This is a genomic window from Streptomyces sp. NBC_00569 (assembly GCF_036345255.1).
GTDB lineage: Bacteria > Actinomycetota > Actinomycetes > Streptomycetales > Streptomycetaceae > Streptomyces.
Genome location: NZ_CP107783.1, coordinates 10,114,905 through 10,135,533 on the forward strand (window position 1 = coordinate 10,114,905; position 20,629 = coordinate 10,135,533).

Annotated in this window: 19 protein-coding genes and 5 pseudogenes; 15 read left to right on the top strand and 9 right to left on the bottom strand. The window is 67.3% G+C overall.

The genetic code is table 11. The features are described 5' to 3' along the window. Positions 1-392 precede the first annotated feature (392 nt). A complete protein-coding gene (locus OHO83_RS45780; RefSeq protein ID WP_406319781.1) occupies positions 393-857 on the top strand; it encodes a carboxymuconolactone decarboxylase family protein in 465 nt (154 codons plus the stop codon). Positions 858-1,141: 284 nt separating this feature from the next. After that, a complete protein-coding gene (locus OHO83_RS45785) occupies positions 1,142-1,627 on the top strand; it encodes a TetR/AcrR family transcriptional regulator (protein ID WP_266681654.1) in 486 nt (161 codons plus the stop codon). A gap of 154 nt (positions 1,628-1,781) precedes the next feature. On the opposite strand, the gene OHO83_RS45790 is transcribed toward OHO83_RS45785, so the two are convergent. After that, complete coding sequence (locus tag OHO83_RS45790; RefSeq protein WP_116501785.1) at positions 1,782-2,054, bottom strand: HPr family phosphocarrier protein; 273 nt, start codon at positions 2,052-2,054, stop codon at positions 1,782-1,784. 814 nt (positions 2,055-2,868) lie between these two features. Here OHO83_RS45790 and OHO83_RS45795 point away from each other — a divergent pair. Further along, the gene (locus OHO83_RS45795) at positions 2,869-3,054 is read left to right on the top strand and encodes a DUF6381 family protein (RefSeq protein WP_266681659.1); all 186 of its coding nucleotides are present in this window, start codon (positions 2,869-2,871) and stop codon (positions 3,052-3,054) included. A 254-nt stretch (positions 3,055-3,308) separates the two neighbouring features. On the opposite strand, the gene OHO83_RS45800 is transcribed toward OHO83_RS45795, so the two are convergent. Continuing rightward, positions 3,309-3,926: an ATP-binding protein gene (locus OHO83_RS45800; protein ID WP_266681661.1), complete on the bottom strand. Its 618-nt coding sequence runs from the start codon at positions 3,924-3,926 to the stop codon at positions 3,309-3,311. Positions 3,927-4,149: 223 nt separating this feature from the next. Here OHO83_RS45800 and OHO83_RS45805 point away from each other — a divergent pair, with 223 nt between their 5' ends. From OHO83_RS45805 to OHO83_RS45815, 3 genes are all read left to right on the top strand, one after another. Then, positions 4,150-4,746, top strand: coding sequence for a TetR/AcrR family transcriptional regulator (locus OHO83_RS45805; RefSeq protein WP_266681663.1), 597 nt, complete (start codon positions 4,150-4,152; stop codon positions 4,744-4,746). 494 nt (positions 4,747-5,240) lie between these two features. Beyond that, entirely contained in the window at positions 5,241-5,699 is a 459-nt protein-coding gene (locus tag OHO83_RS45810; RefSeq protein ID WP_323187171.1) for a hypothetical protein, read from the top strand. Positions 5,700-5,916: 217 nt separating this feature from the next. Then, a complete protein-coding gene (locus OHO83_RS45815) occupies positions 5,917-6,063 on the top strand; it encodes a hypothetical protein (RefSeq protein WP_330280689.1) in 147 nt (48 codons plus the stop codon). 193 nt (positions 6,064-6,256) lie between these two features. Here the strand turns inward: OHO83_RS45815 and OHO83_RS45820 are convergent, their stop codons facing one another. Continuing rightward, complete coding sequence (locus OHO83_RS45820; protein ID WP_266681669.1) at positions 6,257-6,445, bottom strand: hypothetical protein; 189 nt, start codon at positions 6,443-6,445, stop codon at positions 6,257-6,259. 290 nt (positions 6,446-6,735) lie between these two features. Between OHO83_RS45820 and OHO83_RS45825 the strand changes: the two genes are divergently transcribed. Together OHO83_RS45825 and OHO83_RS45830 are read left to right on the top strand one after the other, a co-directional pair. Continuing rightward, on the top strand, positions 6,736-7,941 hold the full coding sequence (locus OHO83_RS45825) for a PP2C family protein-serine/threonine phosphatase (RefSeq protein ID WP_443066090.1): 1,206 nt from the start codon (positions 6,736-6,738) through the stop codon (positions 7,939-7,941). A gap of 88 nt (positions 7,942-8,029) precedes the next feature. Further along, on the top strand, positions 8,030-8,278 hold the full coding sequence (locus tag OHO83_RS45830) for a hypothetical protein (protein ID WP_266569722.1): 249 nt from the start codon (positions 8,030-8,032) through the stop codon (positions 8,276-8,278). A 211-nt stretch (positions 8,279-8,489) separates the two neighbouring features. On the opposite strand, the gene OHO83_RS45835 is transcribed toward OHO83_RS45830, so the two are convergent. Continuing rightward, the gene (locus OHO83_RS45835; RefSeq protein WP_266681673.1) at positions 8,490-9,044 is read right to left on the bottom strand and encodes a DUF5994 family protein; all 555 of its coding nucleotides are present in this window, start codon (positions 9,042-9,044) and stop codon (positions 8,490-8,492) included. Between the two features lie 304 nt (positions 9,045-9,348). On the opposite strand from OHO83_RS45835, the pseudogene OHO83_RS45840 reads away from it, so the two are divergent. Then, positions 9,349-9,492, top strand: a pseudogene (locus tag OHO83_RS45840) (IS701 family transposase); the annotation flags it as partial. Between the two features lie 353 nt (positions 9,493-9,845). Next, positions 9,846-10,175, top strand: a pseudogene (locus OHO83_RS45845) (transposase); the annotation flags it as partial. Positions 10,176-10,228: 53 nt separating this feature from the next. On the opposite strand, the pseudogene OHO83_RS45850 reads toward OHO83_RS45845, so the two are convergent. Together OHO83_RS45850 and OHO83_RS45855 are read right to left on the bottom strand one after the other, a co-directional pair. Then, positions 10,229-10,591: pseudogene (locus OHO83_RS45850) on the bottom strand (SUKH-4 family immunity protein); the annotation flags it as partial. Positions 10,592-10,821: 230 nt separating this feature from the next. Beyond that, on the bottom strand, positions 10,822-11,028 hold the full coding sequence (locus OHO83_RS45855) for a hypothetical protein (RefSeq protein WP_266681674.1): 207 nt from the start codon (positions 11,026-11,028) through the stop codon (positions 10,822-10,824). A gap of 141 nt (positions 11,029-11,169) precedes the next feature. Here OHO83_RS45855 and OHO83_RS45860 point away from each other — a divergent pair. Together OHO83_RS45860 and OHO83_RS45865 are read left to right on the top strand one after the other, a co-directional pair. After that, positions 11,170-11,564 (top strand): annotated as a pseudogene (locus OHO83_RS45860) (IS21 family transposase); the annotation flags it as partial. 34 nt (positions 11,565-11,598) lie between these two features. Further along, positions 11,599-11,736: pseudogene (locus OHO83_RS45865) on the top strand (ATP-binding protein); the annotation flags it as partial. A gap of 36 nt (positions 11,737-11,772) precedes the next feature. On the opposite strand, the gene OHO83_RS45870 reads toward OHO83_RS45865, so the two are convergent. The 3 genes from OHO83_RS45870 to OHO83_RS45880 form a co-directional block, all read right to left on the bottom strand. After that, positions 11,773-12,558 carry a GNAT family N-acetyltransferase gene (locus OHO83_RS45870; protein ID WP_266681675.1) on the bottom strand — a complete coding sequence of 262 codons (786 nt, stop codon included), beginning with the start codon at positions 12,556-12,558 and terminating at the stop codon, positions 11,773-11,775. Positions 12,559-12,961: 403 nt separating this feature from the next. Further along, a complete protein-coding gene (locus tag OHO83_RS45875) occupies positions 12,962-15,805 on the bottom strand; it encodes a family 43 glycosylhydrolase (RefSeq protein ID WP_266681676.1) in 2,844 nt (947 codons plus the stop codon). 326 nt (positions 15,806-16,131) lie between these two features. Next, on the bottom strand, positions 16,132-17,136 hold the full coding sequence (locus tag OHO83_RS45880; RefSeq protein ID WP_266681827.1) for a LacI family DNA-binding transcriptional regulator: 1,005 nt from the start codon (positions 17,134-17,136) through the stop codon (positions 16,132-16,134). 214 nt (positions 17,137-17,350) lie between these two features. Here OHO83_RS45880 and OHO83_RS45885 point away from each other — a divergent pair, with 214 nt between their 5' ends. From OHO83_RS45885 to OHO83_RS45895, 3 genes are all read left to right on the top strand, one after another. Further along, positions 17,351-18,247, top strand: a complete 897-nt coding sequence (locus OHO83_RS45885; protein ID WP_266681677.1) for a carbohydrate ABC transporter permease — start codon at positions 17,351-17,353, stop codon at positions 18,245-18,247. A 5-nt stretch (positions 18,248-18,252) separates the two neighbouring features. Continuing rightward, entirely contained in the window at positions 18,253-19,185 is a 933-nt protein-coding gene (locus tag OHO83_RS45890; protein WP_266681678.1) for a carbohydrate ABC transporter permease, read from the top strand. 90 nt (positions 19,186-19,275) lie between these two features. Continuing rightward, positions 19,276-20,613 (top strand): ABC transporter substrate-binding protein, encoded by a 1,338-nt coding sequence (locus OHO83_RS45895; protein WP_266681680.1) that lies wholly within the window; start codon positions 19,276-19,278, stop codon positions 20,611-20,613. Positions 20,614-20,629 lie beyond the last annotated feature (16 nt).

Below are 20,629 nucleotides of genomic sequence, written 5' to 3' on the forward strand. Positions count from 1 at the left end.
CGGCGGCAAGGCTGGTCGGCGTGGTCACGACTCGTCCTTGACAGGCCGGGCTCCGACCCGCCGGATGCAGGTCAAAACGGATCTGGTCCCATGCCTGACCTGTGGAGACCAGGGCAGGGGAGACACGCAGCCGAGCCGAATCTCAGTTGATCTGGGTCCGCGAAGATACTGCGAGGGCGCACCGAACGGGGATCAGGGCCCTGCTCTCGTATCGCCACCAAGCTCTGGGTGCGCGAGGCGAGACACCGGGGAGGGCTCAGGGACGCAACGCATCGGGAAGAAATTTTCCGGACTCCGGTCACATCGAGGTGAGTTGGTCCGTCAGTGCCGTGAGAACGCCAAACAGGCCGATATGAAGGAGTCCAGTCGTGACCAGTACCCCGATCTCCCGGATGCCGAACCCGACCGAGTTCGTTCCCGAGCTGAACGACATCACCGCCACCCTGTTCCGTGCCACGGGCAACCGATCGGTGCCGCGCACCACGATGAGCCTGGTACACCTGCGGGCCGGACAGATCGTCGGTAACACATACCTGACCATCCTGAACACCGGATTCCTGCGCAAGGCAGGGGTGTCCGAGGAGCGCATCACGGCCGTTTCCTCGTGGCAGGACGCCCCCTACTTCACCGACGCCGAGCGCGCGGCGCTGTCCCTGGTGGAAGCCACCCTCCAGCCTGCCCCGCATGGCCAGGAACGGGTCACCGACGACCTGTACGCGGAAGTGGCCAAACATTACGACAAGAAGGCCCTGGCCACCTTGACCATCGCAATCGGCCAGATCAACTTCTTCATAGCCCTGGCCGTCATCGGCAAGCCCGCACCGGTAGCCTCCCTCGCCGACGAGCAGTGGGACTGACCCGACCCTCCCCTCCGGCCCGGCAGCCCCACCCGAACGAGTGAGCCACCCTGACGGCTCAGGCGGGTATCCGCAGGTGATGGAGGGACACATGCGGTGTTCGCCGCGGCGACCGGTCCGCTGTCACTCCACGAACAGCAGCTCATTCCCGACCTACTGGGCCGACTCGAGCCAGGAACGCTCCTCAGCGCACGTTCGACAGGGACGCGGCGCTGGAGGCGGCCATCCGGCTGTTCTGAGGGCGCGGCTTCGAGGAGACCTCGCTGGGCGAGCTGACGGAGGCCATGGGTATCCGTCCGGGCAGCCTGTACGTGGCCTTCGGCGACAAGACGGCGCTTTTCAAGGAGGCCGTCGACGTGTACGGCCGCTCGCCGGTGGGGTCCTTCCCGGCGCGCGCTGGCCGAGGAGTCGACGGCTCGCGGGGCCGTGTCCCGATCCTGCGCGAGGCGGCGGTGGTCTACTCGGATCCGTCCCACCCGGCGGGCTGCCTGGCGATCAGCGCGGCCACCAACGTCAACGTGCACGACGAGGAGATCGCGAAGTTCCTGCGCGACGTGCGCAACACGGGCGTCGCTGCCATCGAGCAGCGGCTGCGCCGGGCCGAGGAGGAAGGGGAACTGCCGGCCGGGACCGATACGTCGGCTCTGGCGTCCTACTTCGCCACGATCGTGCAGGGATTTTTTTCGCAGCGCGCACGGGACGGGGCCGATACGGACGAGCTGTCCCGAGTGGCCGAGCTGGCACTGGTCGCGTGGCCAAGCGGCGATTGACGGGGGCATCGACAGCGTTCCGCGCCGCCCGGACCCATCGCGGCAGAGCTTCTCCCGCAGGAAGGCGGGCCCGCGTCACAGCTCATGGAGTGGACGCCGAGCCCGCCGCCTTGTCGGTTGTTCGCGGGGATGCCAACCGTCGCTTACGTCACCGCTACTCCGTGGCGTCGAGGTCCGTGGCGACGAGCGCGGCCAGTTCGTCGATCGCGGCATCCGCGCCGTCGCCCTCGGCGGCGAGCACCACGGAGTCGCCGTGCTTGACCGCGAGCGCGAGCACGGACAGAAGGCTGCGTGCGTCGACCGGGCTCTGCCCCTCGCGGGCCACCGTCACCTTGACCGGCTGCTTCGAGGCGGCCCGGACGAAGACGGAAGCAGGGCGGGCGTGCAGCCCGGTACGCGAACCGATGACGACTGTGCGCTGAGGCATTAGTTGATCCTCTTTCTGACTGCTGACTGCTGACTGCTGACTGCTGACTGCTGACTGCTGACTGCTGGTTTGGATCCCTGAAGACGGATGTGGGTTTACATCCGTTTCATGTCCACTGTCCCGGGATGCTACGGGGATCGTGCGGGTGAAGTAAACAGATACGGGCATGAAACAGAAGTGACCGGGCTCCGTGCCGACCGGCATCGGCGTGCGTGGTGGCTGCCCGCTGATCTCGTCCGGGATGACCCTGGCGGTCTACGCGCCGGGAGGCGCCGCACGGATCGGGGAAGGGGCTTTGGATGCGTCTGGTACCCGAGCGGCTGGAGAAGCTGCTGAGCCGCGTCCCGAGGGGCCGTCGGCTCGTCCGGTCCGTCCTGTGTCCCTGATGGGGCCCACTCCCGGCGGGCGCCCGGGGAGGTGATCGCCGGATTCAGCGGCAGTGGGGCGGGCTGCGGGGGAGGGAAAGGGGACGTCTCGGCCGCAGTCGACGCCGGTGTACCCGGTCGAGTTCTGGTCTAGGCACCGCAGGAAGCGGCAGCGCGGAGGGCTCGGGAAAGGTGTCCAGGCCCCGGTCGACGGTCATGTATCCGGTGAATGGCCGCGGCCCCGGCTGACGCCGACCGTCTCGTGCCCGATCCCGTGGGACCGGGGAGCGAGAGCACCCGCAACAGTGAGCGGGGTCCGGCACGCAAGTCGTTCCGCGAGAGCGTTCCCAACTGCGCAGATAACAGTGGGTGATTGATCGAGGTGCAGGGGGTGGCGGGGCCTGTTTCGCTGATGTGGCCCGCTCTTCCTCGTCCCCTAAGGAGTGATCATGAGCGCTGCAGGCGAGTCAGGCCGTGCCCGGCAGATCCGTGCCAAGGCTCAGGACCTGGAACAGGCCGCGGAACGTGCTACTGACCCGCAGGAGCGTCAGCGCCTGAAGGACAAGGCACGCCACCTCAAGGAGCAGAGCGAGCAGGCCGGCGGTACGGGTAAGCCGGACATCCACCCGATGTAGTCCCGGCAGTTCCGAGTACAGACGCCGGCTGGTGGCCGGCCTCCGTGGCGTTGTGGCACGCGAGAGGCCCCCGGCCGGTCACCGCTGTCTGCGCTCGGTTGCCCGCGGACCCGGCAGGCACGCCGCGGTGGCACCTCTGGCGCATTCGGTGAAACCGGCCCGACCGCCGCGATCCACCGTCCGGCGATGTTGATGTGAGCCGTGGAGGTCGGACCCTCCGGTTGCAGTCCGGGCCATGTGGTGATGCCTAGTGGTCAGGCGGATGCAGGGGGTTTCGCTGTCAGTTCGAACCATACGGTCTTGCCGGTGGCCGTGCGGGTGCCGCCCCAGGCGTCGGCGAGCATGTCGAGCAGTTCCATGCCGCGTCCGTCTTCCGCGTCGGCGTCGACGGTGCGGCGTATGGGACCGGCCGAATTGGTGTCCTCGACCTCACATCGCAGGCGGTCGCTGCGTATTTGCAGGTTGAGTCGCAGTGGGCCGCGCGTGTGCCGCAGGGCGTTGGTGACAAGTTCGCTGACCAGGAGTTCGGCGGTGTCGGCCGTCTCCGTTTGATTCCAGTCGCTCAGTTGCGTGGTTACCAATCGCCGGGCCTGGCGGACCGAGGTCAGTTCCCGTTTCAGGGGCCAGGAAGCATCCCAGAGGGTAGGGCGGGCACGGGGCGCGTCGAGCGGTCGCAGGGGTTGCAGGGTGCGCGACCACAGGGCCCACTGCCGAGTGAGCCACGAGGTGGGAGCGCCCTGCGGGGGCCTCTTCTGCCCCCCGCTGCGGTCTGCTGCGGCGTTCGGTGTCCACTGCCCATCCCGGCGACGGCACGGCCAGGCGAAACGTCCCCTTCGAGGGACCTCGGCGATGCCGAGGGCTGGCGAGGCCATGGGAATCATTCCTTTCTGGACCGCTGGCGGGCAAGGGGCCGCGCGCCCGGGCGGTGTAGGCACGTGTTGAGCAGGCCCGGCATCACGTTTCGGGCTCGGTATACATGTAGCAATCGCTACACATCAAATATACACGTAGCGGATGCTACGGTAAAGACCGTAGCAAAATGGACTAAGTGGGCACGGGGCTGGTAGCCCCGTGTGACTGCAGCAGGGAGCCCTCATGCCGCGCTCGCCCGATCCGGCCAAACGGCGTGAACTACTGGACCAGGTCCGCCAGTACGTCATCCGCAACGGCCTGGTCGACCTGTCGCTGCGGCCACTGGCCCGGGCCTTGGGCACCAGCGACCGCATGCTGCTGTACTACTTCGGCACCAAGGAACGCATGATCGCCGATGCGCTCGCCCTGGACGAGAGCCGGCCGCTTCTGCGCGCCCCCGACCTGCTCGAAACCCTCGGTCGGCCCACAGACCCGGCGGGGCTGCGCCGCTTCATGGAGGAAGTGTGGCGCCTGTTCAGCGCCACCGACCGGCGCGCCCTGATCCCCCTCTCCCTTGAAGTGATGGCCGCCAGCCTGCTCCACCCCGACCGGTACCAGCCACTCATGCACGACGTGATCACGGGGTGGACGCGCCTGCTGACCTCCGTGTTCGGTGACCTGGGCATGACCGAGGCCCGGGCCCGCACAGAGGCCACGCTCCTGGTGGACGCGGCCTTCGGCCTGGTCGTCGCACCCCAGGCCGACGGCGAGTGGGACCGAGCCGACGCAGCCTTCCGCGCCCTCCTCGACCGCCTCGAACCCGGCTGGCAAGCCACCTGATCAGTGCCTTTGAGTTCCGGCCCGGCTCGGGCCGCCCCGGGCACCGAACGCTTGGCCGGCCGGCCGGCCCGCCGCTGCTTGTCCCGCCGGTCAACCGCGGCCGCAGAGCGAGGGGCACGGCCACGTAGGACCTCTCGGCGGGTGCGGCGCAGATCAGGGGGAGTGTCTGATCAACGGCGGATCTGCTGATCAGGGGCAGACGCCAGGTGAGGGGGACGACGATCGGGCACGCGTCCGTCGAGGAACGCGCGAGCGCTGCCCGGCGGCGGCCCGGCGCCGCCCCGCAGGGCACTCTGGTTTACGGCTGCTGCTTCGTGCGGGTGGCTGAGGCTTGTTGGGCGTCCGTACAGAGATCGTGGAGACCACCACGATGGGGCCCGTCCGCGCTTGGGGCAGTCGCTCATGCACCTGTGCCACGCCCCGGCTGGTGGCACGGATCCACAACGCTTAAGTCCCGCACGGGCAACTTCGCGCAGGGCGGTACCGGCAGCTACATGATCGCCGTGTCGAACGCCGCGTCCGCGAGTCCGACCAGCGGCACTGTCACTGCCACCGACACCCTGCCCACCGGGGTGATGCCGGCGAGCGTGTCCGGCACCGGCTGGACCTGCAACACCGCGGGGCAGACCATTACCTGCGAGCGCGAGGACGCCCTCGCCGCAGGCGACAGCTACCCGCCGATCACGGTCACGGTCAACATCACTGCCACTGCGCCGTGCACGTTCAGCGACACCGCCACGGTCTCCGGCGGCGGCAGCGCTCCGGCATCCGACAACGACCCGACCATCGTGACCGGCGGAATCTGCAATGGCGGTGGCGGTGGCGGATCGATCCTGCCGATCAACCTCAGCGGTGTCATCCTGATGTTCAACAACATCAGCATCAACCACAACATCGACGGCCCCGGTGCGAGCAACAACAGCCGTCAGAACTTCGAGCTGAACGCGCCCTGAGCCTGCGGCTTCCGCCCAGCGTTTCCGTTGGAGTGGCTGGCAGATGCCCCCGTGGTGCCCCCAATCCCCGGACCGGGGGCATCTGTTCGTTGCCGGCAACGCAGCCGGAGTCCTGGCGCCGTGGGCCCGCGGCCCCGCCCTCGCCCCGTCGCGGGCCTACGGCCCCCTTTCCGCCCGCCGGAAGCGGCGCACGCCCTCGGCAGCGCTCGGCTCTCTCATGGAGGCGTCGCGGACGTACGGCGGGGAACTGCAGGTCGGGATCTCGTGTTCCTCGGGGCATGCGCTGGACCTGGTGATCCAGGAGACCGGCATCGATGACCCCGAAGACCGCGAGCTGCTTAAGCGCCATCCGCTGCGCGATTGATCCCCAAGGCCGTGCCCGGCGGCGGGAGCCCGCCACGCGGCGTCGATGACCAGGCTTCGTCAGTGCCCGGCGGCGGGCTTCTGCTCCCGGGCACGCACCGGAGCGAGGCACTCGACACACAGCGGGTTGGGGCATGCCCCAAATACGCCAGAAACCCGCCACGGGATGATCTTGGAGGGCTCGCGCTGGCTACTCAGCGCTGATGGTCAGCCACGAGTGTGTTGAGGCGGTTCCCGTACTCGCGGCGGGCCTTGCGCGGGGCCGGGATCGCCGAGGTCCCCGGGGTGCCGTCGAGGCTCTGGCAGTGGGCGAGGAGTTGGCGGTGGACTGCGGGGGTGGCACTGACGCGCGCGCCCCAGGTCGTCGTTTGCCACGCGGTCACGGTGACCTTGGGGCGAGTGTTTTCGACAGGGTGTTTCGGAGCCACTCGGGCAGCGAGATCGGGAGCCGCTGTTTGGACACCGGAATTGAGAGCCACGTCTCCTGACCTGGTGTGGCATGCTGCCGTTGGCGTAATCGGCTCGTTGGGCCGGTTGGCCGCGTCAGGCTGTGCGGATTGACAGTCGTATCAGGAGCCCGTGTGTACCGATCACGTGATTGGGTCGTCGAGCGGATCCGTCAAAGGCGGGTGCGGCTGTGACGGCAGGGGAGTCGCAGCCCGAAAAGGGTGAGGTGGACCGGTCGGAAGGATTCGGTGAGCGGCTGCTGGGGGTGCTGCTGGAGCGGGCCCACGAGATGCCACCGCATCTGATCGCCCCGCTGATCGTGGAAGTGGTGGGCCGGGTCGGGGGCCGTGACGTCTCGGTCCTCCTGCAGGACTACGAACAGCTGATGCTGGTGCCGCTGCCGGGCAGGCGGCTGACCGTCGGTGAGCGCGCGCCGATCGATGGCTCCCCCGCCGGCACGGCTTTCCGGAGCGGGGCCCCCGTTGAGGTGCCGCAGGCAGACGGTGTGCGGATGTACCTGCCGTTGCTGGACGGCAGCGACCAGGTGGGGGTGCTGGCGCTCACCCTGGACACCGTCGGCGACGACGACCGGCGGCTGCTGCATCGACTGGCTGACCTGGCCGCCCACATGCTGGTCACCAAGAACAGCTACACCGACCAGTTCACCCAGACCCGACGGCGCGAGCCGATGAGCGTGGCCGCGGAGATCCAGTGGTCCCTCCTGCCCCCGCTGTCGATGTCCACCCCGCAGGTCGCGGTGGCCGGCATCCTCGAACCCGCCTACGAGGTCGCCGGCGACAGCTTCGACTACTCCCTCAACGGCGACATCCTGCACGTCGCCACGGTCGACGCGATGGGCCACGGCCTGGACGCCGCCACCATGGCGACCGTCGCCATCGGCGCCTACCGGCACGCCCGACGCACCGAGGTCGGGCTGTCCGGGATCTACGCGTTCATGGACCGGGCCATCGCCGGGCAGTTCGGGCCCGAGCACTTCGTCACCGCACAGATGATGCGCCTGAACGTCGCCACAGGCCACCTGCAATGGGTCAACGCCGGCCACCCCGCGCCGCTGCTGATTCGCAACCAACAGGTCGTCCGGCAACTGCACAGCCCCACCACCTTGCCGGTCGGCTTCGGCGGCGACGAGCCCCAGCTCAGCGAGCGGACGCTCCAGGTCGGCGACCGGGTGCTGTGCTTCACCGACGGCCTGATCGAGGAGCACGATGCCCGCGGCGGGCAGTTCGGCGAGGAGCAACTCATCGCCTGCGTCAACCGCATCGAGCACGCCGAGGAAGGGGTTCGGGCGGTCGTGCGCTCCCTCTCCCACACTCTGATCCAGGAGCGGGGCGGGATCACCAGCGACGACGCGACCCTCTTCCTGATCGAGTGGCGCGGGGGCACCGCCGACCACCTTGCCACCCTGGAATGAGCCGATACCGCCCGACTGGTGGTGCGGCCGTTGGCGGTGAGACCTGGCATGTCACGCGAGAAAACCGCGAGGGATCTATCGTCAAGGTATGAGCGTGTTCATCAAGCTGGTGGAGAACCGGCCCCCCAAGGAATACGCGGCGCTGGCAGCTGCAGATATCTCCTACGACGACATCACCGAGGGTGAGTCGCCCGCCACGTACGAGTACGACCTCCTTCCGAGCGGCGCATTGCGGATCCTCAGGATGACCAAAGGCGAAGCCGCTGTCGTCGAATCGATCTACGCTCCCGGACTCTGGTTCCGTGTCCAGGGGCAATGCCGCGGTAACGCGGAATAGCAAGCACTCTGCCGGCGGCCGGGCGCGTGCCGGCTGCTGAGCCCGGTCGTCGGTGCTTGAGGTCCGAGCAGAATGTGCTAACGCTTCGCGACAGACTTCAAAATCACGTCGGAAACTCCCTGCAGGTGTACCGTGAATTGTGGGTTGCGCACTCTCACGTGTTGCGCCTGAAAGGACGGCCCCGGCGGTTTCACCGGGGCCGTTTCGAGGTTCACGCTGAGCGTGCCGGCGCGGTCACACGGGCGCCATGGCCGCCCTCGGAGTCCCAGACCGCTTCTCGGACCTGGTCGGCTTCTGTCACGATCCGTTGGAATTCGGCCCTTTCCAGCAGATCACTCGCTGTGTGGCTGCGCAGCGGACCGGTAGCCGCGGTCATCAGCCAGGCGGCGATGGCCGGATCCGTCTGCGGCGGAATCACCAGCAAGTCCCAGCGGCCGACGGTGTAGGAGAGCAGCAACAGCTTGTGGGGGTCTTGCTCGGCCTTGAACCAGCCGACGCTCACCACGTGCCCATCAACGGGCACCTTCCGTGGGATGACCGGCCATAGGGTCGGGTTCACCGTGACATGAGTGATGCGTCCCCAAAGGGGGTCCAGCGCCGCTGTCAGCGCAGGAAGTTCCGCCGCCAGGTCGCGGGAGCGGGGCCACCAGGCACCGTCCAGAAGAGCACCAGTGGTGTCCGTTGAGGCGAGCGCGAGACGCAGCGGCGGCGGCAGCGAAAAGGTCCGCTCCTCGACCGCCGACGTATACAGAATGGTCGCGGTCATGACGCGAACCTGTCCCCGGGCCGGTGTACACCGGCCCGGTGTTGTGAATCGCCGAGAACGACAGAAGCTTAGAAACTCTTATGCGAAATATCCTCGGTAATTCCAGGGTACTCTCGGATACAGCCCGCCGGACGGTTTCGGGGCGACGGATATCAGGACGTTTTGACGGGACTTCGAATTGGGCGGTGCACTCGGCTGGAGGTGCTGACCTGTCGTCACGATGGTGAGAGTCGTGGTGGTTGTCAGCGTCCGATTGCAAAGCACCCGTGGCCATACCTGATCATTTCTGTTCTCGGCGCAGAACGGCCGTTCCTGGACCGGCTGGCACCACCACGTCACCCTGGTCACCGCCGCCCACGCGTTCCTCACCGAGCAGCGACTGGCCCCAAAAGCCGATACAGCGGACTCACCCTCTACCAGACCCTCGGCGCCATCCAAGACCTGCTGAACTGCTGGACCGGGACCTGCACCACCTGCCACCGTCCCCTGCCCAGAACATCCGTCACCAGCCAGAACCCAAGAGCCAGAGCAACTTAACGGAGTCCTACTAGACACAAACGGAGAGCAGCCGATCAACACTCACCGGGCTGCTTAACCAGAACTGCAACCATGCCCCACACCTCCCTGACCTCGCCTGCCGAGTAACTCAAACAGTCACTAAACTTGGTCTTTAACGTCCGTCGTCGAATGACGGGTCGAACTTGATCACTCGGTTCGGTAACTGGCGTACGCGGAAGCGGCCTTCGGCTGAACATGTGCTCCGCCCAAGGAACACACACGTCCAGCACGAAGGCCGTGAGAATGAGTCTGCTGCATCACGACGCCCGGTCGGAGGCATTGGCCCAACTGTCATGCTTCCGGGGCGAGTTCTACTCCTGCCTGACCGCCCGTTCGGACGCGTTGTTCGAGCTGGCTGATGCCGTTCTGTGCGGCGACGGGCCGGTGAGGTCACTGGCCGAGCTGTCGCTGGTCGGCGAACACCGCCGCGGACATGGAGGGCTTTACGCGGCGGTGGCCCGTGGACGCATCGATGCCGGCCGACTGCGGCGGGCACTGGCCGAAGTGCCACTGCCGCGGGCTGCTGACGGCCGGCTGGTCCTGGCCATCGATGTCACCTGCTGGCTGCGGCCCCCAAGCTCCTGGCGGAGCGCCGCGAACTTGGTCAGTGCGTAGGTGAGGGATTCGACGTCGCGGTGAATCGGCGTGTAGACCAACTCGTCTTCTCCGTCGCCCAGCGCGTAGATCATCCCGGTGTCCGGGGCGAGCGCGAGAGTGGTGTCGGCGAAGAGGCCCAGCACGAGCCAGTCGTGGCACTCCTTGGGGACTGTGCCCCGATTGCTGTACCACTGGGCGACGTTGATGGAGTCGGTTGCGCTGAGGCTGGCCTTGGACATGAACCACTCGGTGTCAGGAAGCCCGACGCTGCTCAAGAGGAGCGCGGTTCGGTCGTTCATCCGGCTGTGCATTGCGTTACAGCGGGGGAAGAAGACGACACCTGACAAGCCGAACACGGTGCGTACCTCGTCCGGTGTCACGGCGAAGTTCATGCTAAGCCTTTGCGTTGCTGGGCGATGGCGTGTGATCCATAGTGCCTCTGTGCTCGACCTCAGGCCGCTACCTCACCGACCGCCCGTCTCCAACTCCACCGACCACGCCACCCCCCGGGGCCGTCGGGAACGGACCATCCCCGCAGACGCAGGGGCGACTTGGAGCCGTCGATCGCACGGATCGAGAACTCCGGACCATCCCTGCGAGCCCGCGGGGACATGCCCACCGGTCAGACGTCCTCGACTCCCAGCATCTGTACGGCCTTGCGGGCCTGGTAGAAGTCCTCGTCGGACACCTGCGGGTCGTCCTCCGTGTCGTGGAGCCAGTCCGCCAGGTCCGCGACGGACCACGTCTCGAACTCCTCGGGCACGTCGAGGGTGGTCGTCCTGCGCAGGTGCGTGGCGACAGCAGCGTCCCGGACGCTACGCGTGCTCACCTCGGTCATGTTCCGCACCGCCTTTAGGTGTCATCGGGGATCGGACAGGCGACCTTGCCAGACAAAATCCGTACTGTCCAAAACGGCTGCGCGAGGCTGAAACGGGCCTGGCAGGCATACGACCAGCCTGGCTACTCCCCGCTGTACGGGTCCTTCGAGACCGACCAGGACCCGGGCGCCAGGGCTGCGGATACACCGATCCGGGCGATCGCCCGGCATCTGGGCATCTCGAAGAACACGGTGAAGCGGGCACCGGCCAGTGACCGGCCGCCGAAGTACGAGCGGCCGGCCAGGGCTCGGCGGTCGACGCGGTCGAGGTGCAGATCCGTGAGCTGCTGCGGGAGACCCCGACGATGCCCGCCACGGTGATCGCGGAGCGGATCGGGTGGGAACGCGGGCTGACGGTCCTCAGGGAACGAGTGCGAGAACTGCGTCCCGCCTACGTTCCGGTCGATCCGGTCTCGCGCACGAGCTATCAGCCGGGCGAGCTGGCCCAGTGCGACCTGTGGTTTCCCGAGGCGGACATCCCGCTCGGCTAACTGGCTCTAACAAAAGCTGTTGATCATGTGACTGTTGGCCAACGAGTCCTTCGGCGGCTGGACCAAGACCTTCACCGACCCCCGCCTCTGCGCGGCCATCGTCGACCGCCTCACCTTCAACGGCACCATCATCGAAACCGGCACCGACTCCTACCGCCTCGCCAGTACGCGTGCACGAGCCGAGGAGCGCCAAGGCCGGCTGAGCTCAGGGCGACCACACATACGGCGTCGTCGTGGTGACCGCGTGCAGTCCAAGGCGGGTGAGGATCGGGGCGCTGTCAGCTGAGGCGTCGACGTAGACGTAGGGCACATCGCGGACGGCAGCGAGTTGGGCTCGGTGGGCGACCATGGCCCGGTAGATTCCCTGTCCGCGCCATTCCTTGAGCGTTGAGCCACCCCAGAGGCCGCCGAAGTCGACGCCGTCCTTGAACACCAGCCAGGCTGCGCAGACGACTTCGGTGCGTGCCTCGGCGACGAGGACGATGGTGTTCTCCGGGGCGTTCTCGATCCGTGCGGCCAGGTCGCCGGCGAGCCAACTCCAGTCCTCGCCCCAGACAGTGCTCTCCATAGCGGCGATGCGCTGAAGGTCTGATCTGGCGGTGACACGGCGGAGGGTCACGCCGTCGGGAAGGACGGGGTCTGCGGCAAGGTCGGTGGACTGCCCGATGAGCACGGTCTCGCTGTCCTCGGCGACGAACCCGGCCGCCGTGAGTCGGTCGGTGAGGTCGGCAGGGAGATCGTGAGCGCGAGTCTTCCATTCGACCGCCTCACCACGGGCAGCATAGAAGTCACGCTGCCGCGCTATGAGCGTGTCGAGTTCTGCCCCGCGCACGCCGAGGTCGCGTGGGCCCGTGACGAAGCCACGGTGCCACCCGACGACACGGGTCAACAGGCCGTCCTTTTCGATACGAGCGCTGCCGCCAGGCGGGGTGACACCACGGAGTTGGGCGTCGTACGCGGTGCGGAGTTCGTTGATCAGAGTGTCCTTCACCCGAACACCGTATGGACCGGGTCAAGTGATTAAACGCCGGTCGAAACCGCGCGAACATCAGGGCTGCACTCTCTTACTGCCGCTACCTGCCTCGCCGGCCAGCCTGCGGGCGGCTGGCCGGCCCCACGTTCACATCCACACAGTGCCGTCATTTCTCATCCACATTCCAGAGCCGGTTGATCACCAACTGCCTCCGGAAACCGTCGACAAATGCTGTCCTTGGAGATCAACGAAGCCAGCCGCCGATGTGGGCGGAGCACGACGGAGTGGCGGGGAAGTGACCGCTGTCGAGCTGGACGGTCGGGACACCCCGGCCATGCTGCTCAGCGAGAACGAAGTCAGCCGTCGGGTCGTCGTCCGTGACGACCGCGACCGATGTAGGACACAGTTGGAGCGGCTGCCGCTATCGGGGGATGCGGCGCGGCCGCACCCCGCTCAGCGTCGGAGTGACCGGCCGCAGCAGCCCGTCCCGCCCGAACTCGGCCCGGTCGATCGTGGTTTCGCGGTGCGTGCCGTCCCCGCCGGGGATCGCGAACCGGTGGTAGGCGATGTACCAGTCATCGGTGCCGGGCACCCGGAGCAGGGAGTTGTGCCCGGTGCCGAGGATGCCCTGCGACGGGTCCTTCTTCAGGACGACACCGCGGGAGGTGAACGGTCCGTACGGTGAGTCTGAAGTGGCGTATCCGACGCGGTAGTTCGTACTGCCGGTGTCGTCGATGGAGTACATCAGGTGGTAGACGCCCTTGCGTCGCACGACGAACAAGCCCTCCCTGAAGTCGTCAAGCCCTTGGATCTGCCGGGCCTTTGACGCTTCGTACGACACCATGTCCTCACCCAGCGGCACCACCCACGCCGAGCCGTTGCCCCAGTACAGGTACGCCTGCCCGTCGTCGTCCGTGAACACGGCCGGGTCGATGGCCTGCCCGCTGCCGTTTGGGTTGGCCGCGATCAGCACCTTGCCGCTGTCGGTGAACGGCCCGGTGGGGGAGTCGGCGGTCGCGACGCCGATCTTCGCCTCGGCGCAGTAGTAGAAGAAGTACTTTCCGTCGCGCTCGGCGATCGTCGGCGCCCAGGCCCGCGACTCGGCCCAGCTCACGTCCTTGCCGAGGTCGAGGATGACACCCCGGTCGGTCCAGTCGACGAGGTTTTTCGACGACCAGACGCTGAACTTCGTACCGCTCCAGCCGTCGAACCCGTCTGTGGTCGTGTAGAGGTAGTATGTCCCGCCGAAGGCCACGATGTTGGGGTCGGCGTGCAACCCCGGCAGCACGGGCGTGTTCATCTCCACGGCCGACACCTTCCACGTGCGCCGCGCGCCGTCCGCCGCCGTGACGGTGTACGTCACCGGCTCGCGCAGATCCGTCTTCTTCCCGTTCGCCGGGCTGATCCGGGCGCCAGGCGCGAGGGTGAACTCCGGGCGCAGGCGCCGGAGATCGGTCCCCGGCTTCACCGGCAGGACGACGGTGCCGCCGTCGCCTTCGATCACGGCGGGCACCTTCAGTGGCGCCAGTTCGACGTCCCGGATGCGGGTCGCGTTGGACGGCAGGGCTGCGATCTCGTCGGCGGACAGGGCCCGGTTGTAGAGCCGCACCTCGCGCAGGCGGCCCTTCAGGGTGTGGTCGGAGGTGTACTGGGACCGGCCCAGGTAGTTGGCCGTGGTGCGGCCGCCGCCGATGTCGGAGGGCTGGATACTGACGGCGGTGTTGCGGGCGACGACTCTGCCGTCGAGGTAGAGGAGGGCGGTGTCGCCGTCAACGGTGTACGTGACGTTCGCCCAACGCCCGTGCCCAAGACCACTGTTGGCCTTCGCCTCCTGCTCCTTGCTCCAGTTGCCGTCGGAGAGAGCGGCACGGAAGCCGTTGTCGGCGCTGCCGCCGGTCGCGAACAAGTACCCGTTCCCGTTCCCGTCGGACCCGGTGTTCCCGAACCCGTAGAGGAAGTACGGCGTCTTCTGATCGGCGTCCACCCAGACATCGGTGGCCACGGTCACCGAGTCCACCCCGGAGAGCAGGTTGTCGGGCAGCTTCACGTGCCCGCTCGCCCCGCCGAGTACCAGCGCGCCGTCCGCCCAGCTCGTGTCGCCGCTGACGGTGCCGTGGTACTTGTGCCCGGAGGTGTCGTCGGCGCTGCCGTCCAGAGGCCAGTGCGCGACGAGTCCGTCCTTGTCGGCGAGCACGGGGGCGACGCCCCACTTCTTCTCGATCCGGCCGAACTCCTCGGCGGTGACCGGGAGTACGGTGCCGTGGCGCGGCGCCGACGGCAGCCGGTACTCGGCAGGCTTGGTCCAGGTCCCTCCCGCGAGATCGGTGCTCTCGAAGGGCATGTAGCCGGTGGCGGTGTAGTCGTCGATGAACAGGTACCACTTGTCCTCGGTGTTCGACTTGAAGACCAACGGCCCCTCGCCCTGCGCCATGGTGCCCATGCCGATGCCCTCGGAGACAGTCGTCCACGAGGTCGAGAGCAGATGGGTGGACTTCTCCTCCAGGATGAACTTCCCGTACGGCGACTGCGAAGCCGACCGCTCGTCCTTCGTGAACCGGTAGTACGTCCCGTCGTGCGCGATGACGGTCGAGTCGATGACCGAGTATCCGGGGTCGTTCCACACCTTCGCCTCGCTGAACGTGACGAAGTCCTTGGTCGTCGCGTACAGCATCCGGTTGTAGGTGTCCCCGGTGTGGCCGGGGTCGTTGGCGGCGTACAGCTTCGACGCCCAGAAGACGACGTACGCGCCGAGATCCTCGCTCCAGCACGCCTCCGGAGCCCACGTGTTGCCGGCCGTCTCGGGCGACACCCGCACGGACCGCGGCTCGGACCAGCTCACGAGGTCGGCGGACTCCCACACGATGATGGATCGGCTGCCGTGCCGCTGGACCTCGTCCCAGCTCGCCCCGCCGTAGATCTTCAGGTCGGTGGCGATGAGGAAGAACTTGTCCCCTTCGGGCGACCGGATGACGAAGGGGTCGCGCACGCCCTTGTCGCCGAGCGTGGAGGTCAGCACGGGCTGCCCGCCGTTCAGCTCCCGCCAGTGCAACGGGTCGTTGCCCTTGCTGAGCGCGAGGTGGATCTGCTCACCGTCGGCGGTGCCCTCCCCGGTGAAATAGACGAACAGATAGCCCTCGTAGGCGGCGCTCTTACCGCTCTTGGTGAGGGTGCTTGCACGGGCTGGAGAGGCGAGGGCGGTGGCCCCCAGAGTGAGGGCTCCGGCGACGAGGACATGGCGGCGGGACATTCCGTTACGGGGCGACATGCGGGCCAGTGAAGAAGTCCGGGCCGGACCCGGTCAAGATCCTGGACACAGATTGGTCCGAAAAACCGAATGCCGTTCGGAGTCTCGAACGACAAAATAGGGTGAGGGTGGATGAACGGGCTTGCCGCGGGCTCATCGGGGGATCCGGTGCGGCCGCTCCGGTGTGGCCGGGGATCACGCCAACTCGCCCCCGCCAGAAATGAAGCCCCCGCGACCGCCGAAGGGGTCGCCCCGCTGGCCAAACCTGTCGCCCGACCCTGCAGCTGCCGTATTCGCCCCTCACCAGGGCTGAGAGACTCTGCATCGTTGACTCGCGCGGACATCGGCTACGCTCGCGCGCTGCCCTTCGACGGTGGTCGCCCCGTACTTTCCCTCACCACGAGCTGCGTCGGCACCAGCGTGGTGCCCTGTTCCACCTCGTTCTCCCGCACCTGGCGCAGCGCGCTCTGAACGCAGCGTCGGCCGACGTCGGCGAAGTCCTGATGGACCGTGGTGAGCGGGGGCTGGAACGAGCCCGAGTCGGGGATGTCGTCGAAACCGATGACCGAGACGTCCTGCGGGACCTTACGGCCGCGCTCGGCCAGCGCCCGCAGCAGCCCGAGCGCCATCTGGTCGTTCGCCGCGAACACCGCGGTGCAGTCGGCCTGTTCGGCCAGGCGCAGGCCCGCACGGTAGCCCGACTCGGCCGACCAGTTGCCCCGTACAAGCGGCGGGACGGCGCGGCCCGCGGCTTCAAGTGCCGTGCGCCAGGCGTCCGTTCGGCGCTGGGCGGCGTACGAGTCAGAGGGTCCTGCCAGGTGCCAGACCGTGCGGTGACCGAGGTCGAGGAGGTGGCGCACCGCGTCGCGGGTGCCGCCCGCCTGGTCCGTGTCCACCACCGCGTAGCGGTCGCCGGCGTCCGAGTCCGCGACCACCACCTTCACGTGCGGCGGCAGCGAAAGCCTCGCCGAGTCGAGAAGGTGGACCTCCATGATGACGATGACCGCGTCCACAGCCAGCTCACCCAGGCGTGAGAACGCACCGCGCACCTCGTCCTGCGTGGGCACCGCGACCGGGAGCAGCGTGACCGCATAGCCCTCCTGTGCGGCCGAGGTGGCGATGGCCTCCAGCGTGCGCATGTTGCCCGTCGTCGACAGCGTGAACGTGATCACGCCGATCGTGTGGAAGTCGCCCCGCTTCAGCGCCCGCGCCGCGCTGTTGGGCCGGTAGCCCAGTTCCTTCATCGCGGCGAGCACCCGCTCGCGCGTCTCCTCGTTGACGCCGGGGAAGCCGTTCGAGACGCGGGAGACCGTCTGGGACGAGACGCCCGCGACCCGGGCGACGTCGGCCATCGACGCGTTCTGTGTACGGCGCCTGCCGCGCTGCGGGGCGCTCTCCTTGGTTGTCACCGTGTCCCTCACCGACCCTTGACCGTCGTCCTCGGGGCAGTGTAGACATGCCGCCACCGATTGTTTACGTAAACATAACAGCCGCGGGCCCTTCGCGCCCAAGAGTGTTTACGCAAACATCGAGGCCTGTGACGCACGGACGAGTGAGGGACGCGAGATGACCACGCTGCAATCGCCGGTCGCCGTGAGGCGGCGCCGCTCGTGGACGGGATGGGGGTTCATCGGCCCCTTCGCCCTCGTCTTCGCCCTGGTCTTCCTGGCGCCGCTCGCCTACTCGGTCTACCTGAGCCTGTTCCGCACCCAACTCATCGGCGGCACCACTTTCGTGGGCCTGGACAACTATCAACAGGCCTTGCAGGACAGCCAGTTCTGGGAGGGAGTCCTTCGCGTCGGCCTGTTCCTGCTGATCCAGGTGCCGATCATGCTGGGCATCGCCCTGCTCGTCGCCCTCGCGATCGACAGCGGCCGCCTCTACGGCAAGGACTTCTTCCGGATCACCGTCTTCCTGCCCTACGCGGTCCCCGCCGTCGTCGCCACCCTCATGTGGGGCTTCATGTACGGCACGCGCTACGGGCTGGTCGGCGACCTCAACGATGCGTTCGGCACCACACTGCCCAACCCGCTCTCCGCCGACCTGGTCCTCGCCTCCCTCGGCAACATCGTGACCTGGGAGTTCGTCGGCTACAACATGCTGATCTTCTTCGCCGCGCTGCGCGTCGTACCGCACTCCCTGTACGAGGCGGCCGAGATCGACGGCGCCGGGCAGTGGCGCGTCATCACCGCCATCAAGCTCCCGGCGATCCGCGGCGCCCTCGTCATCGCCACGATCTTCTCGATCATCGGCAGCTTCCAGCTCTTCAACGAGCCCGCCATCCTCCAGAAGCTCGCGCCGAACGCGATCACCACCGACTACACCCCGAACTACTACACGTACTCGCTGTCCTTCGCCGGCCAGCAGCAGAACTACTCCGCGACGGTCGCCATCGTCATGGGCGTGATCACGATGATCGTCGCCTACGTGGTCCAGCTGCGCGGCATGCGCAAGGGAGCGTGAGCGCGATGACCACGACCACAGGACCCGTACGGTCGACCACTCCGGTCAAGTCCTCGGCCCTGCACCTGCGTTCACCGCGCCGCCGGACATCGGGGCGCCCACGGCGCAGCGTCCCGCTGACCGTGCTCACCGGAGTCGTCCTCGTCTACAGCCTGCTGCCGCTGGTCTGGCTCCTGATCAGCGCCACCAAGTCCCAGCAGGGCCTGGCCCGTTCGTTCGGCCTCTGGTTCGACTCGGACTTCGACCTCTGGCACAACATCGCCGAGACCTTCACCTACCAGGACGGCGTCTTCGGACGCTGGCTCCTCAACACCCTCCTGTACGTGGTGGTGGGCGCCGGCGGCGCCACCTTCCTCGCGGTCCTCGGCGGCTACGCGCTCGCCAAGTTCGCCTTCCCGGGCAAGCGTGCCGTGTTCGCCGTCGTCATCGGGGCGGTCGCGGTACCGGGCACGGCGCTCGCCGTCCCCACGTTCCTGATGTTCAGCAAGATGGGGCTCACCGACACCCCGTGGGCCGTCATCATCCCGTCGCTGATCTCACCGTTCGGCCTGTATCTGATGTGGGTCTTCGCCACGGAGGCGATTCCCACCGAGCTGATGGAGGCCGCCCGCATCGACGGCGCGAGCGAGCTGCGCACTTTCTTCCAGGTCGCCCTGCCGTTGCTCGCGCCCGGCACCGTCACCGTCCTGCTCTTCACCACGGTCGCGACCTGGAACAACTACTTCCTGCCGTTGATCATGCTGAAGGACCCCGACTGGTACCCGCTCACCCTCGGCCTCGACTCCTGGAACAAACAGGCACAGACGGCCGGCGGCGAGGCCATACCCCATCTGGTGCTCACCGGCTCCCTGCTCACCATCGTGCCGCTGATCGCCGCCTTCCTGCTGCTCCAGAAGTACTGGCAGTCCGGACTCTCCGCCGGAAGCGTCAAGGAATAGCACCAGTCAGGAGCGGCATATCAGTGGCGCTCCCCGTCCTCTCTTTCGTCCACCCTCCCTGTTGAACCACGACGAAGTGGAAGAACCGTCATGTCCAAGTACTCCCGCAGCCTGCTGCGCGGCATGGGAATCGTCGCTGTACTCGCCCTCGGGGCGACCGCCTGCGGCGGATCCGACGACAGCTCCGGACAGAAGCAGGTAAGCGCGTCCGACATACAGTCCACGTTGAAGAAGGGCGGCACCGTCACGGTGTGGGCATGGGAGCCCACGTTGAAGCAGGTCGCCACCGACTTCGAGAAGAAGTACCCGAAGGTCGACGTCAAGCTGGTCAACGCCGGCACCGGCAACGATCAGTACAAGGCGCTGTCCAACGCGATCTCGGCGAAGAAGGGCGTCCCGGACGTCGCGCAGATCGAGTACTACGCGCTCGGCCAGTACGCGCTGACGAAGCAGATCACGGACCTCAAGGCGTACGGCGCCGAGAAGCTGGCGGACTCGTACTCGCCGGGCCCGTGGAACTCGGTGAAGTCCGGTGACGGCGTGTACGGACTGCCCATGGACTCCGGCCCGATGGCGCTCTTCTACAACAAGAAGGTCTTCGACAAGTACAAGATCGCCGTCCCGACCACCTGGGACGAGTACGTCGAGGCCGCCCGCAAGCTGCACAAGGCCGACCCGAAGACGTACATCACCAGTGACACCGGCGACGCGGGCCTGACCACCAGCCTGCTGTGGCAGGCCGGTTCGCACCCGTACAAGGTCGACGGCACCAAGGTCGGCATCGACTTCACCGACGCGGGCGCGAAGAAGTACAGCGACACCTGGCAGAAGCTCATCGATGAGAAGCTCGTCGCGCCCGTCACCGGCTGGACCGACGACTGGTACAAGGGCCTCGGCGACGGAACCATCGCCACGCTGCCCACCGGCGCCTGGATGCCCGCCAACTTCGCCTCCGGCGTGAAGGGCGCCTCCGGCGACTGGCGCGTCGCCCCCATGCCGCAGTGGGAGAAGGGCGCGAACAGCAGCTCCGAGAACGGCGGCAGCTCGCTCGCGCTGCCCGAGCTCGGCAAGAACAAGGAGCTCGCCTACGCGTTCGTCGAGTACGCCAACTCCGGCGCGGGCGTACAGACCCGCATCAAGAACGGCGCGTTCCCCGCGACGACGAAGGACCTGAACTCCTCGTCGTTCCAGAACACCGAGTTCCCGTACTTCGGCGGCCAGAAGGCCAACAAGATCTTTGCCGAGTCCGCGAAGAACGTGCCCACCGACTGGAAGTACCTGCCGTACCAGGTGTACGCCAACTCGATCTTCAACGACACCGTCGGCAAGGCGTACGTCTCCTCGACCAAGCTCACCGCCGGGCTCCAGTCCTGGCAGGACGCCTCCGTCAAGTACGGCACCGAGCAGGGCTTCACCGTCGAGAAGTAGCGCACACCGCTTCGCC

Coding starts and splice junctions, on each gene's coding strand:
- OHO83_RS45785 (WP_266681654.1), top strand. CDS start 1,142: ATGGGTATCCGTCCGGGCAGCCTGTACGTGGCCTTCGGCGACAAGACG.
- OHO83_RS45780 (WP_406319781.1), top strand. CDS start 393: ATGCCGAACCCGACCGAGTTCGTTCCCGAGCTGAACGACATCACCGCC.
- OHO83_RS45790 (WP_116501785.1), bottom strand. CDS start 2,054: ATGCCTCAGCGCACAGTCGTCATCGGTTCGCGTACCGGGCTGCACGCC.
- OHO83_RS45895 (WP_266681680.1), top strand. CDS start 19,276: ATGTCCAAGTACTCCCGCAGCCTGCTGCGCGGCATGGGAATCGTCGCT.
- OHO83_RS45810 (WP_323187171.1), top strand. CDS start 5,241: ATGATCGCCGTGTCGAACGCCGCGTCCGCGAGTCCGACCAGCGGCACT.
- OHO83_RS45830 (WP_266569722.1), top strand. CDS start 8,030: ATGAGCGTGTTCATCAAGCTGGTGGAGAACCGGCCCCCCAAGGAATAC.
- OHO83_RS45800 (WP_266681661.1), bottom strand. CDS start 3,926: ATGGCCTCGCCAGCCCTCGGCATCGCCGAGGTCCCTCGAAGGGGACGT.
- OHO83_RS45890 (WP_266681678.1), top strand. CDS start 18,253: ATGACCACGACCACAGGACCCGTACGGTCGACCACTCCGGTCAAGTCC.
- OHO83_RS45885 (WP_266681677.1), top strand. CDS start 17,351: ATGACCACGCTGCAATCGCCGGTCGCCGTGAGGCGGCGCCGCTCGTGG.
- OHO83_RS45815 (WP_330280689.1), top strand. CDS start 5,917: ATGGAGGCGTCGCGGACGTACGGCGGGGAACTGCAGGTCGGGATCTCG.
- OHO83_RS45875 (WP_266681676.1), bottom strand. CDS start 15,805: ATGTCGCCCCGTAACGGAATGTCCCGCCGCCATGTCCTCGTCGCCGGA.
- OHO83_RS45795 (WP_266681659.1), top strand. CDS start 2,869: ATGAGCGCTGCAGGCGAGTCAGGCCGTGCCCGGCAGATCCGTGCCAAG.
- OHO83_RS45880 (WP_266681827.1), bottom strand. CDS start 17,136: ATGGCCGACGTCGCCCGGGTCGCGGGCGTCTCGTCCCAGACGGTCTCC.
- OHO83_RS45835 (WP_266681673.1), bottom strand. CDS start 9,044: ATGACCGCGACCATTCTGTATACGTCGGCGGTCGAGGAGCGGACCTTT.
- OHO83_RS45805 (WP_266681663.1), top strand. CDS start 4,150: ATGCCGCGCTCGCCCGATCCGGCCAAACGGCGTGAACTACTGGACCAG.